Source organism: Nonomuraea sp. NPDC050310 (assembly GCF_040655795.1).
GTDB lineage: Bacteria > Actinomycetota > Actinomycetes > Streptosporangiales > Streptosporangiaceae > Nonomuraea.
Window position 1 is genome coordinate 64,609 of sequence record NZ_JBFAKP010000002.1, and the last position, 14,947, is coordinate 79,555.

17 protein-coding genes are annotated in these 14,947 nt (G+C 70.4%); 16 read left to right on the forward strand and 1 reads right to left on the reverse strand.

Features of this window, described 5'->3' with window-relative positions; translation table 11 throughout:
• The first annotated feature begins 41 nt into the window (after positions 1 to 41).
• The 7 genes from AB0I67_RS06420 to AB0I67_RS06450 are packed head-to-tail and all read left to right on the forward strand — an operon-like array spanning position 42 to position 7,060.
• Positions 42 to 776, forward strand: coding sequence for a GntR family transcriptional regulator (locus tag AB0I67_RS06420; RefSeq protein ID WP_357918585.1), 735 nt, complete (start codon positions 42 to 44; stop codon positions 774 to 776).
• Positions 764 to 991 (forward strand): ferredoxin family protein, encoded by a 228-nt coding sequence (locus tag AB0I67_RS06425; RefSeq protein ID WP_357918587.1) that lies wholly within the window; start codon positions 764 to 766, stop codon positions 989 to 991. The genes AB0I67_RS06420 and AB0I67_RS06425 overlap by 13 nt, the downstream gene beginning before the upstream one ends.
• An 11-nt stretch (positions 992 to 1,002) precedes the next feature.
• Positions 1,003 to 2,385, forward strand: a complete 1,383-nt coding sequence (locus AB0I67_RS06430; RefSeq protein WP_357918590.1) for an ABC transporter substrate-binding protein — start codon at positions 1,003 to 1,005, stop codon at positions 2,383 to 2,385.
• Positions 2,382 to 3,242, forward strand: coding sequence for an ABC transporter permease (locus tag AB0I67_RS06435; RefSeq protein WP_357918593.1), 861 nt, complete (start codon positions 2,382 to 2,384; stop codon positions 3,240 to 3,242). The genes AB0I67_RS06430 and AB0I67_RS06435 overlap by 4 nt, the downstream gene beginning before the upstream one ends.
• Positions 3,227 to 3,904, forward strand: a complete 678-nt coding sequence (locus tag AB0I67_RS06440; RefSeq protein ID WP_357918596.1) for an ABC transporter ATP-binding protein — start codon at positions 3,227 to 3,229, stop codon at positions 3,902 to 3,904. The genes AB0I67_RS06435 and AB0I67_RS06440 overlap by 16 nt, the downstream gene beginning before the upstream one ends.
• Complete coding sequence (locus AB0I67_RS06445) at positions 3,904 to 6,567, forward strand: fumarate reductase/succinate dehydrogenase flavoprotein subunit (protein WP_357918599.1); 2,664 nt, start codon at positions 3,904 to 3,906, stop codon at positions 6,565 to 6,567. Before AB0I67_RS06440 ends, AB0I67_RS06445 begins: the two co-directional genes overlap by 1 nt.
• Positions 6,568 to 6,619: 52 nt before the next feature.
• The gene (locus AB0I67_RS06450) at positions 6,620 to 7,060 is read left to right on the forward strand and encodes a hypothetical protein (RefSeq protein ID WP_357918601.1); all 441 of its coding nucleotides are present in this window, start codon (positions 6,620 to 6,622) and stop codon (positions 7,058 to 7,060) included.
• Here AB0I67_RS06450 and AB0I67_RS06455 read toward each other — a convergent pair.
• Positions 7,044 to 7,649 carry a cadmium resistance transporter gene (locus tag AB0I67_RS06455; protein ID WP_357918604.1) on the reverse strand — a complete coding sequence of 202 codons (606 nt, stop codon included), beginning with the start codon at positions 7,647 to 7,649 and terminating at the stop codon, positions 7,044 to 7,046. The genes AB0I67_RS06450 and AB0I67_RS06455 overlap by 17 nt on opposite strands.
• A 180-nt stretch (positions 7,650 to 7,829) precedes the next feature.
• On the opposite strand from AB0I67_RS06455, the gene AB0I67_RS06460 reads away from it, so the two are divergent.
• The 9 genes from AB0I67_RS06460 to AB0I67_RS06500 all read left to right on the forward strand — a co-directional run bounded on the left by AB0I67_RS06460 (position 7,830) and on the right by AB0I67_RS06500 (position 14,850).
• Positions 7,830 to 9,119: a histidine kinase gene (locus AB0I67_RS06460; RefSeq protein WP_357918607.1), complete on the forward strand. Its 1,290-nt coding sequence runs from the start codon at positions 7,830 to 7,832 to the stop codon at positions 9,117 to 9,119.
• On the forward strand, positions 9,116 to 9,778 hold the full coding sequence (locus tag AB0I67_RS06465; RefSeq protein ID WP_357918610.1) for a response regulator transcription factor: 663 nt from the start codon (positions 9,116 to 9,118) through the stop codon (positions 9,776 to 9,778). Before AB0I67_RS06460 ends, AB0I67_RS06465 begins: the two co-directional genes overlap by 4 nt.
• A gap of 79 nt (positions 9,779 to 9,857) precedes the next feature.
• The gene (locus tag AB0I67_RS06470; protein WP_357918613.1) at positions 9,858 to 11,273 is read left to right on the forward strand and encodes a serine hydrolase domain-containing protein; all 1,416 of its coding nucleotides are present in this window, start codon (positions 9,858 to 9,860) and stop codon (positions 11,271 to 11,273) included.
• 96 nt (positions 11,274 to 11,369) lie between these two features.
• Positions 11,370 to 11,726, forward strand: a complete 357-nt coding sequence (locus tag AB0I67_RS06475) for an STAS domain-containing protein (protein ID WP_357918616.1) — start codon at positions 11,370 to 11,372, stop codon at positions 11,724 to 11,726.
• Between the two features lie 42 nt (positions 11,727 to 11,768).
• Positions 11,769 to 12,182: a DUF3703 domain-containing protein gene (locus tag AB0I67_RS06480; protein ID WP_357918619.1), complete on the forward strand. Its 414-nt coding sequence runs from the start codon at positions 11,769 to 11,771 to the stop codon at positions 12,180 to 12,182.
• Positions 12,169 to 12,528: a nuclear transport factor 2 family protein gene (locus AB0I67_RS06485; protein ID WP_357918622.1), complete on the forward strand. Its 360-nt coding sequence runs from the start codon at positions 12,169 to 12,171 to the stop codon at positions 12,526 to 12,528. Before AB0I67_RS06480 ends, AB0I67_RS06485 begins: the two co-directional genes overlap by 14 nt.
• A 69-nt stretch (positions 12,529 to 12,597) precedes the next feature.
• Positions 12,598 to 13,581, forward strand: a complete 984-nt coding sequence (locus tag AB0I67_RS06490; protein ID WP_357918625.1) for a BtrH N-terminal domain-containing protein — start codon at positions 12,598 to 12,600, stop codon at positions 13,579 to 13,581.
• Between the two features lie 45 nt (positions 13,582 to 13,626).
• Positions 13,627 to 14,085, forward strand: a complete 459-nt coding sequence (locus AB0I67_RS06495) for an N-acetyltransferase (RefSeq protein ID WP_357918628.1) — start codon at positions 13,627 to 13,629, stop codon at positions 14,083 to 14,085.
• Between the two features lie 180 nt (positions 14,086 to 14,265).
• A complete protein-coding gene (locus AB0I67_RS06500) occupies positions 14,266 to 14,850 on the forward strand; it encodes a helix-turn-helix domain-containing protein (RefSeq protein WP_357918631.1) in 585 nt (194 codons plus the stop codon).
• The last annotated feature ends 97 nt before the right edge of the window (positions 14,851 to 14,947 follow it).

The following is a 14,947-nucleotide window of genomic DNA, read 5'->3' on the forward strand; positions in this document are numbered from 1 at the left end:
CCGTTATCCACAATTTCCTACCTGAAAGCTATGGTTTGTTCATGCACGTCAAACGGCTGCGCGCGGACAGGGCCAGACAGGTGGCCGACCTGCTGCGTCACGAGGTCCTGTCCGAGACGTACGCCGGGCGCCTGCCCCTGGAGCACGCCCTCGCCAGGCAGTTCGGCGCCTCGCGCAACACGATCAGGGACGCGCTCAACCTGCTGCGGGACGAGGGCCTCATCGAGCGCTGTCCCGGCCTGGGCACCACCACGGCGGGAAAGGGCAAGGTCGCGCACGGGCTGCACCGCCTGCTCGGACTGGGCGAAACGCTGCACGAGCAGGGCGAGGTGCTGAACGAGGTCAGAGCGATGAGCCTGATCGACCCGCCGGCCCTCGTCGCCGACCGGCTGCGCACCACCGACCAGGTGGTCTACATCGAGCGGTTGCGCAAGCTCAACGGCGTCCCGCTCTCCCTCGACCTCACCTACCTCGTCCGTGAGGTAGGTGAGCCGCTCTTCGACGCCGACCTCGTGCACAACGACGTGTTCGTCCTGCTGGAAGGCATCGCAGGATGCCCGCTCGGCAACGCGGAGCTGTCCATCGAGGCCGTCAACGCCGACCCGCACACCGCCGCTGTGCTCGGCACGACGCGAGGTGCGGCGCTGCTCATGGTCGAGCGGCTCGCCCACCTGTCCGACGGCCGTCCCGTCGACCTGGAATTCATCCGTTTCCGCGGCGACCGGCTGACCATGCGCGGCGAACTGACCAGAACGGAGCTTCCATGGCCCTCGTGAACGCCAGAGCCGACGTCCCGGTGACGATCGACGAGTCCCTCTGCATCGAGGGCTGCACGCTCTGCGTGGATGTCTGCCCCCTCGACTCGCTGGCCATCCACGAGGTGAGCGGCAAGGCCTACATGCACGTCGACGAATGCTGGTACTGCGGCCCCTGCGCCGACCGCTGCCCGGCCGATGCCGTCACCGTCAACATCCCCTACCTGCTGCGATAGAAGGGCCATCGATGCGCAAGATCATCACAGCGCTGGCCGTCCTGGCCGCCACGAGCGCCTGCTCGGTGGCCGCGAGCGGAGCGCAGGGCAAGCCGACGGTCGTCATCGGCTACCAGTCGAAGACCATCAACACGGTCACCGCGGGCACCTTGCTGCGCAAGCTGGGCTACTTCGAAAAGCGCCTGGGCGGCACGTACACGGTCGAGTGGCAGGATTACGACACCGGTGCGCCGATCACCGCGAAGATGGTCGCCGGGAAGATCGACATCGGCTCGATGGGCGACTATCCGCTGCTCATCAACGCCTCGCGGACCCAGGCGATCGACACCGCCAGGACCGAGCTGGTCTCCACCACCGGCTACAACCTGCGCGGCGGGCTCAACATGGTGGTCGTCCCCAAGGACTCACCGGCCAGGACCCTCGCCGACCTGGCGAACCAGAAGGTCTCGGCGAGCGTCGGCTCGGCCGGGCACGGCACCCTCGTCCAGGGCCTGGAGAAGGCCGGAGTCGACGTCGAGGTGGTGAACCAGCAGCCGCCGGTCGGCGCCTCGGCGCTGGAGTCCGGGGCGGTGCAGGGTTACGCGCAGTTCGTCGCCTGGCCCGGGCTGGTGGTCTTCCAGGACAAGGCCAGGCTGCTGTACGACGGCTCCGCGCTCAGCATGCCCACCTTCCACGGTGTGGTGGTACGGCAGGCCTACGCGCGCGAGCACCCCGACGTCGTGCAGGCCTTCCTCCAAGCCCAGATCGACGCGACGAAGTACCTGCACGAGAACCCGCTCGAGGCGGCGAAGAGCGTGGCAGCCGAAACCGGCCTGCCGCCGGAGGTCGTCTACCTCTACAACGGCCGTAACGGCGTCTCCACCTTCGACGTGACGCTCAAACAGCAGCTCAGGGACGCGCACGCGCACGACATCCCGTACCTGAAGAAGATCGGCACCGACTTCCAGGACATCGACCTCGGCAAGTTCGTCAACGACTCCTACATCCGCAAAGCGTACGGCGCGGCTTACGACACCGCTGCCGCCTCCACGGTGAATCCAGCGGCGATCACCGGCACCGACGCCGCCTGCGGCATTCAGGTCTCCGACCCGGCCAAGGCGGGCGAGATCTGGATCGGCGACGAGCTGAAGCCGGCCGCCACGCCCACCTGCCTGCTGCGCCAGGTCGCCTCGGCCGCCCCCGGGTCCGTCAAGGCCGCCTACGTCCCGGACACCGAGACCGGCACCCACTGGTTCGCCGACAAGGCCGTCTGGGTGAAGGACCCGGCAGCGGACAAGAACGACCTGTTCAAGCCGTTCACCACCGCGGAGGCCGCGGACCTCTACGTCAAGGCCCACCCCGGAGCCGAGCGGATCCCCTATGAAGAGGCGCGGAAGGCGGGCGGGTCGGTGTGACCGGGATCCGTTCCCTCGAGCGGCCGGTCGCCGTCGCGCCCGTCGCCGAAGCGGCCAAGGGCCGGGTGCTGAGTCTCCGATGGGTGGTCCGCCTGCTCTCGCTGGGGCTCGTGGCCGCCGCCTGGCAGGTGCTGACCACGGTGGACGCGCGCATCGGGGTGAACTTCGACCGGCTGCCCTCGCCCAGCGAGGTCGTGCAAGAGTTCGCCCAGCAGCTCGCGACCTCCGTGTACTACCTCGACCTGGCGCAGAGCGTGATCCGCATCGTCACCGGGTTCGGGCTGGCCGCGCTGGCGGGCATCGGCCTCGGCGTGCTCGTGGCCCGCTCCCAGTGGGCGGCCGACCTGCTGCTGCCTCCGCTGGAGGCGGTCCGGCCCATCCCCGCCATCGCGCTGGTGCCGATCGCCATCCTGATCTTCCCCGGGGACGAGCAGGGCATCGTGTTCATCACGACCGCGGCGGCGTTCTTCCCGATCTTCGTCAGCACGCGGCATGCCGTACGAGCTCTGCCGACGCTCTGGGAGGACGCGGTGCGCACGCTGGGCGGCAAGCGCCGGCACGTGCTGTGGCACGTGGTCCTGCCGGGGGCGTTGCCGGGAATCTTCGGCGGATTGTCCGTCGGGATGGGCGTGGCCTGGATCTGCGTCATCTCGGCGGAGATGATCTCGGGCGAACTGGGGATCGGCTATCGGACCTGGCACGCGTACACCGTCGTGGACTATCCGGCGGTGCTGGTCGGCATGGCCTCCATCGGCGTGCTCGGCTGGCTCACCTCGGCGGCGGTCGAGCTGCTCGGACGCCGGCTGACCCGCTGGCTGCCGCGGGCGGAAGGGAGCCTGCGATGGGCATCGCGCTGACGCTGGAGCGAGCCGGGTTCGGCTATGCGGGCTCCCCGGTGATCCGCGAGCTCGACCTGACCGTGGAGGCGGGGGAGTTCCTCGTCATCGTGGGCGCCTCGGGGTCGGGCAAGTCGACGCTGCTGCGCGGCCTGGCCGGGCTGCTCGTGCCGTACGAAGGAAAGGTCCTCGCCGACGGGACCCCGTTCGACGGGCCGTCGGCAGAGCGGGCGATGGTCTTCCAGGAGGACGGGCTGCTGCCATGGCGCAGCGTCCGGCGCAACGTCGAGCTGCCGCTGAAGATCCGGGGCGAGGCCAGGAGCTCACGCCGGGCCCGAGCCGAGGAGTGGATCGAGCGGGTGGGTCTGGCCGGGTTCGAGGACCGGCTGCCACGCGAGCTGTCCGGCGGCATGCGCCAGCGGGTGCAACTGGCCAGGACCCTGGTGGCCGCGCCCGGAGCTGTGCTGATGGACGAGCCGTTCGGCGCGCTCGACGTGCAGACGCGCGCCGAGATGCAGCGCCTGCTGCGCGAGGTGCTCGCCACCACGGGCGCCACGGTCGTCTTCGTCACCCACGACGTGGACGAGGCACTCCTGCTGGCCGATCGCATCGTGGTGCTGAGCCGTACCGGGCCCAAAATCGTCAGCCGGCCGACCCGCGAACGGATTCTTGAGGAGCTGTAGTGGAGATTCCCCCTCTCGCCGACCGGCTGGAGCTCGAGTGCCAGGTGCTGGTGATCGGCGGCGGCACCGCGGGGACGATGGCGGCCATCACCGCCGCCGAGCGCGGGGCCGACGTGCTGGTGCTGGAGAAGGCCCATGTACGGCACAGCGGCGCGCTGGCCATGGGCATGGACGGCGTGAACAACGCGGTCATCCCCGGCAAGGCCACCCCGGAGGACTACGTCGCCGAGATCACCCGCGCCAACGACGGCATCGTGAACCAGCGGGCCGTGTATCAGACCGCCTCCCGCGGCTACGACATGGTCCGGCGGCTGGAGCGCTACGGCGTGAAGTTCGAGAAGGACGAGTACGGCGAGTACAACGTGCGCAAGGTGCACCGGTCCGGCTCCTACGTGCTGCCCATGCCCGAGGGCAAGGACGTCAAGAAGGTGCTCTACCGGATCCTGCGCCGCAGGGAGATCCGCGAGCGGGTGCGCATCGAGAACCGCGTCATGCCGGTGCGGGTGCTCACCTCGGGCGGCCGGGCGGTCGGCGCGGCGGGCTTCGACACCAGGTCCGGGCGGTTTGTGGTGGTGCGTGCCGGGGCAGTGGTCCTCGCCACCGGCGCGGCCGGCCGGCTCGGGCTGCCCGCCAGCGGCTACCTCTACGGCACCTATGAGAATCCCACGAACGCCGGCGACGGCCACTCGATGGCCTACCACGCGGGCGCCGAGCTTAGCGGCATCGAGTGCTTCCAGATCAATCCGCTGATCAAGGACTACAACGGTCCCGCGTGCGCCTACGTCGCCAACCCGTTCGGCGGCTACCAGGTCAACGGCGAGGGGGAGCGGTTCGTCGACTCCGACTACTGGTCCGGCCAGATGATGGCCGAGGTGGCCCGGGAGATCGGCTCCGCGCGTGGTCCCATCTACCTCAAGCTCAGCCACCTGCCCGACGAGACCATTCGTTCCATCGAGGGCATCCTGCACACCACAGAACGCCCGACGCGCGGCACCTTCCACGCCGGACGCGGTCACGACTACCGGACGCATGACGTGGAGATGCACATCTCCGAGATCGGATTGTGCGGCGGCCACTCCGCCTCCGGCGTCTGGGTCGACGAGAACGGCCTGACCAGCGTCCCCGGCCTGTACGCCGCGGGCGACCTGGCGTGCGTGCCGCACAACTACATGATCGGCGCCTTCGTCTTCGGCGACCTGGCCGGAGCACACGCGGCCGAGCACTTCTCGACCGGCGCAGAGCTACCCGAAGACCAGATCGCCGACGCCCATGAACTGATATACCGGCCTTTGCGGCACCCGGACGGGCCGCCCCAGCAGCAGGTGGAGTACAAGCTGCGCCGCTTCGTCAACGACTATGTCGCGCCTCCGAAAACCTCGCGGAAGCTGGAGATCGCCGTCGAGACCTTCGAGCGGATGCGTGCGGAGATCTCGTCGATGGGGGCACGCACTCCGCACGAGCTGATGCGATGCGTGGAGGTCAGCTTCATCCGCGACTGCGCGGAGATGGCGGCCAGGTCGTCGTCCGTGCGGACCGAGAGCCGCTGGGGCCTCTACCACGACCGGGCCGACCTGCCCGCACGCGACGACGCGCAATGGTTGTTCCACCTCAACCTGCGCAAGAACTCCGCCGGGGCGATGGAGTTCCTCAAGCGGCCGGTGGACCCCTACATCGTGCCCGTGGACGACTTCGCGCCACCCGCCTCCGGCCCCGTCGTCCTGGCGGCTTTCGCTCCCGCCGCCTCGGGTCCCGCCTCCCGGGGGCGCCTGGCAGTGGAGGCGATCGGCCGCTCCCCCCGCATCCTCGAGCTCCTGCGCCTGGGTGATTCCGCCGACCTTGAGCCCTATCTGCGGGACCCGGACCCCAAGGTACGGCGGGCGGCCATCGCGACCCTGACGGAGACCGCTCCCCCGGACGCCGGGGAGGCCCTCCTCCTCTCGCTCGCCGATCCGCACGGAACGGTCCGGCGCGCGGCGGCCACCGCGCTCCGTGAACTGGTGGAGGTCCTCCCCGGCGGAGCGGATTTCGGCGCGCGGCTCCAGGCCCTGGGGGGCACTTCCGAGGACGCAGTCGTCCGCGCCACGGCCTTGGACGTCCTGCGGGCCTTGCGGCTGGCCGGCCGCGACGTCTTCGTCACCGCGCTGGCGGATGCAGACGCCAGGGTGCGGATCGAGGCCGTGCGCGGACTCGTGTCGCTCGACGACGACACCGCCCTGGCCGTCGCAGCCGGAGACGCCTCCAGGGAAGTCAGGATCCGCGTGGCGCACGGCCTCGCGTCCATCGGCAAGCCCTCTGCGCTGAAGGTCCTGCTCACCCTCGCGGCCGACCCGGATCCTCTCGTCCGTGCGGCCGCCTTGGAAGCCGCCGCAGGGCTCGGGCCGCTACCGGAGGAGTTCGTCGCGGTAGCCGTACAGGCTCTTGGAGATCCGCTGTGGCAGGTCAGGGTGGGCGCCGCTCACGGTCTGGCCGGAGCCGCCGCACCGGATCCGCTGCTCTCCGCGGTCCGGGATCCGCACATCGACGTGCGCAAGGCCGCGGTTCAGGGCCTCGCCCCCTGGGCGGGGCAGCCCCAGGTCGCCTTGGCCTTGCGGGCGGCGGAAGGAGACTCCGACGCCGACGTCCGAGCCTACGCTCGCCGCGCCTTGGGGGGATCGAGGTCCTAGGGTATGGACGACTGATGGCGTTCCGTTCGGCAGGTTGGCTGGTGGGTCGCAGGTGGTGAAGTATCGGGCGGCTCTGTGCTGGGTCGGGGCTGTCTGTCTGGCCGCTTTGCCGAACTGGTCGATGGTGCAAGTGGACGCGGAGATTCAGGTCTGTGCCTTCCTGAACACTGAAGGCGGGTACACCTGGCGGGACGTGCTCAGTTTGGGGTTCGGCGTGATGGCTGCCCTTCTGCCGCTTGTGCTGGTGGTGCTGGCCGTGGCGGTAAGACGGTCGTCGGGCCGGAGGCGTCGCGTTCTCACGCGGCTGGGGGCGGGCGGGGCGGTCGTGACCGGGGCCTACTACGCGGTTTCGACTGTTGCGTTCTTTGAGCCTTACTGTCCTGCGGGTACGCAGGGGGTGGAGCTGGTGCTTCCGCTCTATGGCGCTGTTGCGGGGCTGGTGCTGCTGGCTGGTGTTCCCGGGCGGGACGCTGTGGTTAGAAGATCTTGGTGATGACGCCGGATTCGAGGACGATCAAGGTGCCGATCGCTATGAAGACGGTGGGGACCAGCCATCGGCCGTAGCGTTCGACGAGGTCGATGACTTTGGGGTGGGAGCCGAGCCAGGAGCCGGCCAGGCACCACAGGGCCACGCCGACGGCGAAGACGGCGATGCTCACCAGGGTGGGGACGGCTCCGATGGTGCGGAAGACCGGGGTGTAGACGGAGATGTTGTCCGCGCCGTTGGCGATCGTCACTCCGGCGATGGAGAGTACGCCGGAGGCGACGGGGGGTGGGGTGTGGTCCTGGTCGTTGCGGGTTCGGAGGGCTGAGATCAGGCCGCGGATGCCCAGGGCGAGGGGGAGCAGGCCCAGGAGGCCGGTCCAGGCGTCGGGGACGATGGTCAGGCCCAGGGCGGCGAGGATGGAGATCAGGACGAGGGCCGTGATGCCGGCGTACTGGCCGGCCCAGATCTGCCATGGTCTGGGGCGTCCGCCGGCTCGGGCGGACAGGAACAGTACGGTCAGGATGATGAGGTCGTCGACGTTGGTGCCGGCGAACATGCCGGCTGCGGTCGCGATGGTTCCTGCTGTGCCGTCCACGGGCGTGAACCTATCGGGTCCTGTGGACGGGTCTGTGCCGGTGTCCACCGGTGGTCTTCGCGGTGGGGCCAGGTCGCGTATCGGCCGAGAGGCGGGGGTGGGGGCGCTGACTACTCTGTGGCTGGTCGGGCTGGGTTGTGGGCCGTATCGGGAGCTCGTCGGAAGGCGGGGAGGGCTGTGATGGCCTCGCAGCGCCGGGGTGAGTGGCCGGTGACGGCGGTGGTGGTGCATGGGGTTCTGGGGGCGCTGTCCCTGGTGATCCTGGTGGGGGCCTGGTATCTGGGGGCGGCGCTGTGGCAGGTCGGTGTGGTTGCCGCGGCTGTGGGGCTGCTTCATGTGGGGGCGGTGGTGGCTGGGCGGCCCACCTGGGCGGGGCATGCCGATGCGCGGCGGGTGTGGGTGGGGTTCGGGGTTTGTGCGCTGGCCATGCTGGTGCTGGTGGTCATGCCGTTTCCGGGGTGGTCGCTGAGCATGTTGCCGTCGGCGCTGTGTTTTCCGTACACGTTGTGGCGGCTGACGAGTGTGGTGCCGGTCGGGGCTTCGGTGGTCGCGCTGGTGGTGGCGGGGCTGGGGGTGGTGCTCACCGAGGTGGTGGAGTGGGCGCGGCTGGCCGCTGATGTGCCGGTGTGGACTCGCCTGGTTGAGGGCGGGTTGCTGATGGCCGTGGTTGGTGGGGTGTGGCTGGCGGCGTTGGTGGTTCGGCGTCGGCGGGAGGCTCGGCGGCGGGCGGAGAGTGAGCGGCTGGCGGCGGCGGTTGCGGGGGAGCGGGCCGGTATTCGGCGGGATCTGCATGATGTGATCGCGCACACGGTCACCGTGATGGTGGCGCGGATCGAGGCTGCGGCGGTGACGACGGGGGATGCGGCTACTCGGCGGGAGCTGGGGGACATCGCCGAGGCGGGGCGGGATGCGCATCAGGGGCTGCGGGCGATGCTGGCGACCTTGGGGTCGCAGGGTGAGGTGCCGTCAGGGAAAGCGTCGCTAAGGCAGGGGTCGGCCGAGCAGGTGTCGCCGGGGCAGGGGTCGGCCGAGCGGGTGTTGCCGGAGCAGGGGGCGGCGGAGCGGGTGTCGCCGGGGCAGGTGCCGATCTCGCTTGAGGTGCTGCCTGAACTGGTGGCTTCGGCGGCTAGTCCGTTGCACACGGTGACGCTGGAGGAGGTGGGGGAGCGGCGGGCGTTGAGTTTGAGTGCGGAGGTGGCGGTGGTTCGGATGGTGCAGGAGGGGGTCACCAATGCGCTGCGGCATCTGGAGCCGCCGGTTGTGGTGCGGGTTCGGCTGAACTGGGCTAGGGGCGAGGTGGTGGTGGAAGTGCGGGACGACGGGGGGAAGGCGCGGCGCGCGGCAGGTGGGCAGGGGACCGGGCTGCTGGGGATCGAGGAGCGGGTGCGTACGGCGGGCGGCACGTTGGAGATCGTCGAGGACGACGGGTGGACGCTGCGGGCGCGGCTCCCCACGAAGGAGGGGGCATGACCACGATCCGCGTCATGCTGGTTGATGATCAGGAGTTGTTGCGGGTCTCGCTGCGGACCGTGCTGTCGGCGGATGAGCGGATCGAGGTCACCCACGATGTGGGGAACGGGAGTGACGCGATCGAGGTGGTCCGGCGGCATCGGCTCGACGTGGTGCTGATGGACATCCGCATGCCACGCATGGACGGCGTCGCCGCCACGGCCGAGATCGTGAGGATCGCGCCGGCGACGCGGGTGCTGATGTTGACGACGTTCGATGATGACGAGCTGGTCGTGGCCGCCATCCGGGCGGGGGCGAGCGGGTATCTGACGAAGGATGTCCGGCCGGCCGCGCTGGCTCAGGCGGTGTGTGACGTGGCGTCGGGGACGGCGGCGCTGGCTCCGGGGGTGGCCGCGACGGTCCTCGACCTCGTACGGCAGGCGCCGATGCGGCGCACGGCGGCCCTGGACGGCCTCACCCCGCGCGAGGCCGAGATCTTCGGCCTGCTCGCCCGGGGCAGGTCCAACAACGAGATCTGCGCCGAGCTGGTGCTGAGCGAGAACACGGTGAAGTCGCACGTCCGGGCGGTCCTGCAGAAGCTCGGCCTGCGCGACCGCGTGCACGCGGTGATCTACGCGTACGAGAACGGGCTGGTGGGACGGCAGGAGCTGCCGGGCTGAAAGTCCATCCTGGCGAGGGGGCCCGTCTCACCCCTTCGGGTGAGGTTTGCCTGGGTAGGCCCGGCCTACGGTCGTGGGCGTGTCTCTTTCGCGTCTCCGCTTTCCGCTCGTGACCGCCTTCCTGACGCTTGCCGTACTGCTGCTGGGGTGGACGGGAGCCGCGCACGCCTCGGGCGACGGGTTGGTTGACGAGTATCGCGCCGTCTACGGGACGCCGGGGGTGGCGGCGGCGGTGGTCGACGGGAAGGCGGTCGAGACGATCGTCCGTGGCCGGGACGGGGACGGCAACGCGGTGACCGCGCGGACGCGGTTCCGGATCGCGTCGATGAGCAAGTCGATGACCGCTGCGGCGATCATGGTGCTGGTCGACCGGGGCCGTGTCTCGCTGGACGACCCGGTGGTGAAGCTCCTGCCGGACTTCAAGCTGGCCGATGCACGGTTCGCCGGGATCACCGTGCGTCATCTGCTCAGCCACACCTCGGGGCTGTCGGGGAGTACGAACAACGAGTACGTGTTCCCGCCGCCCCGCACCGCCCAGGAGGTCGTCGCCACGCTGGCGGACAAGCGGCTGGCCGCGGATCCGGGCACCCGGTGGGAGTACCACAACACCAACTACTCGATCGCGGCTCGGATCGTCGAGGTGGTGTCGGGCAAGCCCTTCGACGCCTTCCTCCAGGCCGAGGTGTTCACGCCGCTGGGCATGACCGGCACGAGTTCGACGCTGGGGTGCTCCGACGAGGCGGACGGCCTGCCGTACGCGTATGAGGTGGTGCTCGGGGTGGCTGTCGCGGTGCCGGAGATGCCGGGGACGTGCGTCGGCAACGGCGGGGTGATCTCGACGCTGGACGACATGGTGCGCTGGCTGCGGTTCAACCAGGGCACTTCCGGGTCCGACCTGCTGAGCGCCGCCTCCCTGGCCCAGATGCACACGCCGCAGCCGCAAGCCGAGGGGTACGGCCTCGGCTGGCAGTCGAGGCCCGGCGCGCCAACGCCGGTGATCCGTCATGGGGGCACGCTGGCCACATGGACCGGGGACATGGTCTTCTCGCCCAAGGCCGGGATCGCGGCCGTCGTGCTCACCAACAGCGGTGGCGACCCCGGCCTGCTGGCCGCCAACCTCCTCGCGGAGCGGATCGGGGCGGCTACGACGCCGATGAGCAACGCCCTGACGCTGGTGAACGTGATCCTGCTCGGGCTCACGGTGGTGATCGCCGTGCTGCTGGTCACCGCGATCGTCCGGGCGCGCCGCTGGGCCGTCCGGCGCCGGGCGGCCCGCCGGCCCTGGCTGGTGCTGCGGCTCGTGCCTCTGACGCTGGTGACGGTGGCGGGTGCCGTGGTTCCGGCGCTGATCTGGGGGGCGTTCGACCTGCAGTACTGGATCGTCACGCTCTGGCTGTTGCCGTTGCTGGCGCTCTTCGGCCTCGTCTGCTTCGTCCTCGGAGCCGTCGCGCTCGTGCGCAGCCTGTGGTTCTTCCGCCGGGTCGCGGACGTCTGACCAGGTCAGGGGATTCGCCGGAGCCGCCGGGGGTAGCTGGAAGCCGGACAACGGCTTCCCGCGACAGCAGCGCCGAGGCCGGGGGAGGCGGTGGCCATGACCACTCTCACGACCGAGACGGCCCAGTCGGGCGCCGAGCTCGGCCAGGTCGTCGTACGGCTGGCCGGTGAGCTGGACGTCTCGACCGCGCCACTGCTGGGCGCGGTCGTCCAGGACGCGCTGGGCGAGGCGCCGAAGCAGGTGGTGATCGACGTGGAGTCGCTCACGTTCTGCGACTCCAACGGCCTGGAGGCCCTGCTGGACGCCCGCGACGCCGCCGCGGCGGCCGGGGCCGGGTTCCGGCTCAGCCATGTGCACGGCACGCTGCAACGGGTGCTCGACGCCACCGGCCTGGACGCCGCCTTCTCGAAGCTGACGCAGGACCAGGGCCAGCGGCATCGGCAGCAGGGCTGATTCAGTGCTGAATTAATTCAGGATTGGCTGTATTGTCGTGCCATGCAGGGACGAGGCAGGGCGATGCCGGCACAGGTGCGCAGGGCTTACGACGAGGAGATGCGGGCCGCGCGGGTGGCCGTGGACGACCAGGTGCGGTGGCGGCATCTGGAGCGGGCGCACATCCTTTCCCAGCCGTGGGCGTGGCCGCACACGGTCAATCACGTGGCCATGTTCGTGCTTGCCGTACGGCAGCGGGATCGGCGGGAAGCGCTCGGGCAGGTGGTCCGGATCGTCGCGGCCGCGCCGGCGTCGGCGCTGGGGCGGTATCCGGAGGGGAACACGGGGCGGGCTCGGGTGGGGATCAGGGAGCCGATGCCGGTGCCGGCGGATCTGGCGGGCGTGCTCCGGGGCGGGGCAAATCGGATGGCAGGCGGGGGTCCGGGGCTGTCAGACTCCGACGATGATCGAAGTTGATGCGGCTGCCGTCCTGCGCGCGCATGTGGACGCCTTCAATGCCCGCGACCTGGACGCGTTGATGGCGGGGTTCACCGAGGACGCCTCGTGGGTGACCGGCACCAGCCGGGTGCAGGGGCGGGCCGAGCTGACCGAGCTGTTCGCCGGGGCGATGGAGGGGCTGCTGCCGACGTTGGTGATCCACGAGCTGCTGGCCGAGGGGGACCGGGCGGCGTGCGAGATGACCGAGACCCTGACGGTGGACGGGGAGGAGCGGTCCTTCGCCATCGCCGGGTTCTACCGGCTGCGGGAGGGACGGATCGCGGCGGCGAAGATCTACCGGGAGGGCAGCGCCGAGCTCGACTGACCCGGTGAGGCTTGTCTCTCCCCTCGTGGGAGACCTCATGCTGGGACGATCGCGTAGAGAGGACCACGCATGACCGTCGTGCAGGACGTCGAACCCCGCGGGCTGCAGCACTGCGAGACGACCGCGCTGGGGGTGTTGCTGCGGCACGAGGGGCTTGAGCTGTCGGAGCCCCTGCTGTTCGGGCTGGGCTCCGGCCTGTCCTTCGTCTATTGGGACGGCAAGGGCATGCCGTTCCCCTTTCTGGGCGGGCGGGTGAAGCCCTTCGAGCTGACCCGGAACCTCGCCGCGCGGCTGGGGCTGACGTTGACGGTCGCGGAGACGACCTCGGCCCGCCGGGCGTGGGAGAACGTTGCGGGAGCGATCGACGCCAGGCGGCCGGTGGGGCTGCAGCTCGACTCCTATCACCTCGACTACTTCCGGACGAAGGTGCACTTCGGCGGGCATGTCGTCGCCATGTACGGCTACGACGAGCAGGACGCCTACCTGGTGGACACCGACCAGCAGGGTGGGGCGGTGCGGACCAGCCTGGCCGCGCTGGCTCTGGCGCGGGGCGAGCGCGGGCCGATGACGGCGCGGAACCGGTCGTTCACCCTGGCCGTGCCGGAGCGGCCGGTCGGCTGGCAGGAGCAGTTGCTCCCGGCCGTCCGGGACTGTGCGGAGGCCTTTCTCGCTGCGCCGATCGCCAACCTGGGCTACCGGGGGATCGAGAAGGCCGGGCGGTTGGTGCCGGGCTGGCTGGGGCGTGCTGAGGAACCGCGGCGTGACCTGGCGCAGGCGGCGCTGCTCATGGAGCGGGGTGGCACCGGGGGTGCGCTGTTCCGGGTGCTCTACCGGGACTTTCTTGGCGAGTGTGTGCGGGTGATCGACCATGAGCACCTTCGCACGGGTCACCGGTTGTACGGCGAGGCAGCCGTGCTGTGGACGGAGGTGGCCGGGCTGGTCGAGAAGGCGGGGGAGAGCGGTGACCCTGGCCACCTGCGGCAGGCCGGCGCCCTCCTGCATGACCTGTCGCGTATCGAAGGGGACGCCATGCGGGCGCTACGTCAGGTGTGACAAATGGGGTGTGTGGGAGGGGGCTGCCCTTCTAGCCTCGCTGCCATGAACACCAGCGCCTTCGTCCCGGCCGACTTCGACGTCCCGCACAGCCTGGTCACCCCGCGGTTCCGGCTGGAGCCTCTGGGCCCCCAGCACAACCTCGCCGACCACGCCGCGTGGACCGGCAGCATCGAGCACATCCGCGCCACCCCGGGCTACCCGGACGGGAACTGGCCTCCCCTGGACGGCATGTCCCTGGAGGCGAACCTCGCCGACCTCCGGCGGCACGCCGACGACTTCACGCAGCGGCGCGGCTTCACCTACACCGTCCTGGACCCGGACAGCGGCGACGTGATCGGCTGCGTCTACATCTACCCCTGCTCCAAGGACGGGCACGACGCCGACGTGTCCTCCTGGGTCACCGCCGGGCGGGCCGAGCTGGACGTGCCGCTGTACGAGGCGGTGTCGGCCTGGCTGGCGGCGGACTGGCCGTTCACCTCGCCCGCCTATGACGCGCGCTGACCTTCTGGGCTGTCGCCAGCCGCCCTCGAAGGAGCACGTATGCACCAGGCGTGGTCGCCGGCACCGCGACTGCCCGGATCCCCGGCCTGCTGGGCGGCGGCCTGGCCCCCGCTGCCGGGCGGCCTATCCTGAGCGGATCAGATTCTGTTCGTCTTTCCTCGCTCCCGGAGGCAGTCGCCGATGACCCGTCAGAGCCGTGCCGATCGTGGGCGACGGGCCGACGCGGAACGCAACATCGCCGCCATCCTGGAGGCCGGGAGCCGCCTGCTCGGGGACGATGCCGGCGCGAGCGTGGCCGACATCGCCAAGGCGGCCGGCGTGGGGCGGGTCACGCTCTACGGGCACTTCCCGTCGCGGGAGGCGCTGGTGGAGGCGGTCCTGGCGCACGCGGTGACGCAGGCGGACGAGGCGCTCGCGGCCGGCTTCCGGGACGATCTGCCCGCGGCGGAGGCGCTGGAGGCGCTGGTGCGGTCGTCGTGGGAGATCCTCGACCGGCACAGCCGGTTGTTCATCGCGGCGGACCGGGTGCTGGCGACCGAGCAGATCCGGGAACATCACCGGCAGCCGTTGCAGCGGGTCGAGGAGCTGATCCGGCGCGGGCAGGAGGAATCCGGGTTCCGGGACGACCTGCCGCTCTCGTGGCTGGTGGCGACCTTCTTCGGCCTCGTGCACAGTGCCGCGCGGGAGGTGGAGATGGGTCGCCTGGACCGGGAGGACGCTGCTCGGGTGCTGAGCAGCACGCTGCTGTCGGTGCTCGGGAAGTAGGGCGTCCTACTACTGCGCATAGTGGGCGTGCGCGTTGAGCAGGTAGCCGATGGCTCCGGCGTCGATGGCGCGGGAGATGTCGCTGTCGGTGTCGTAG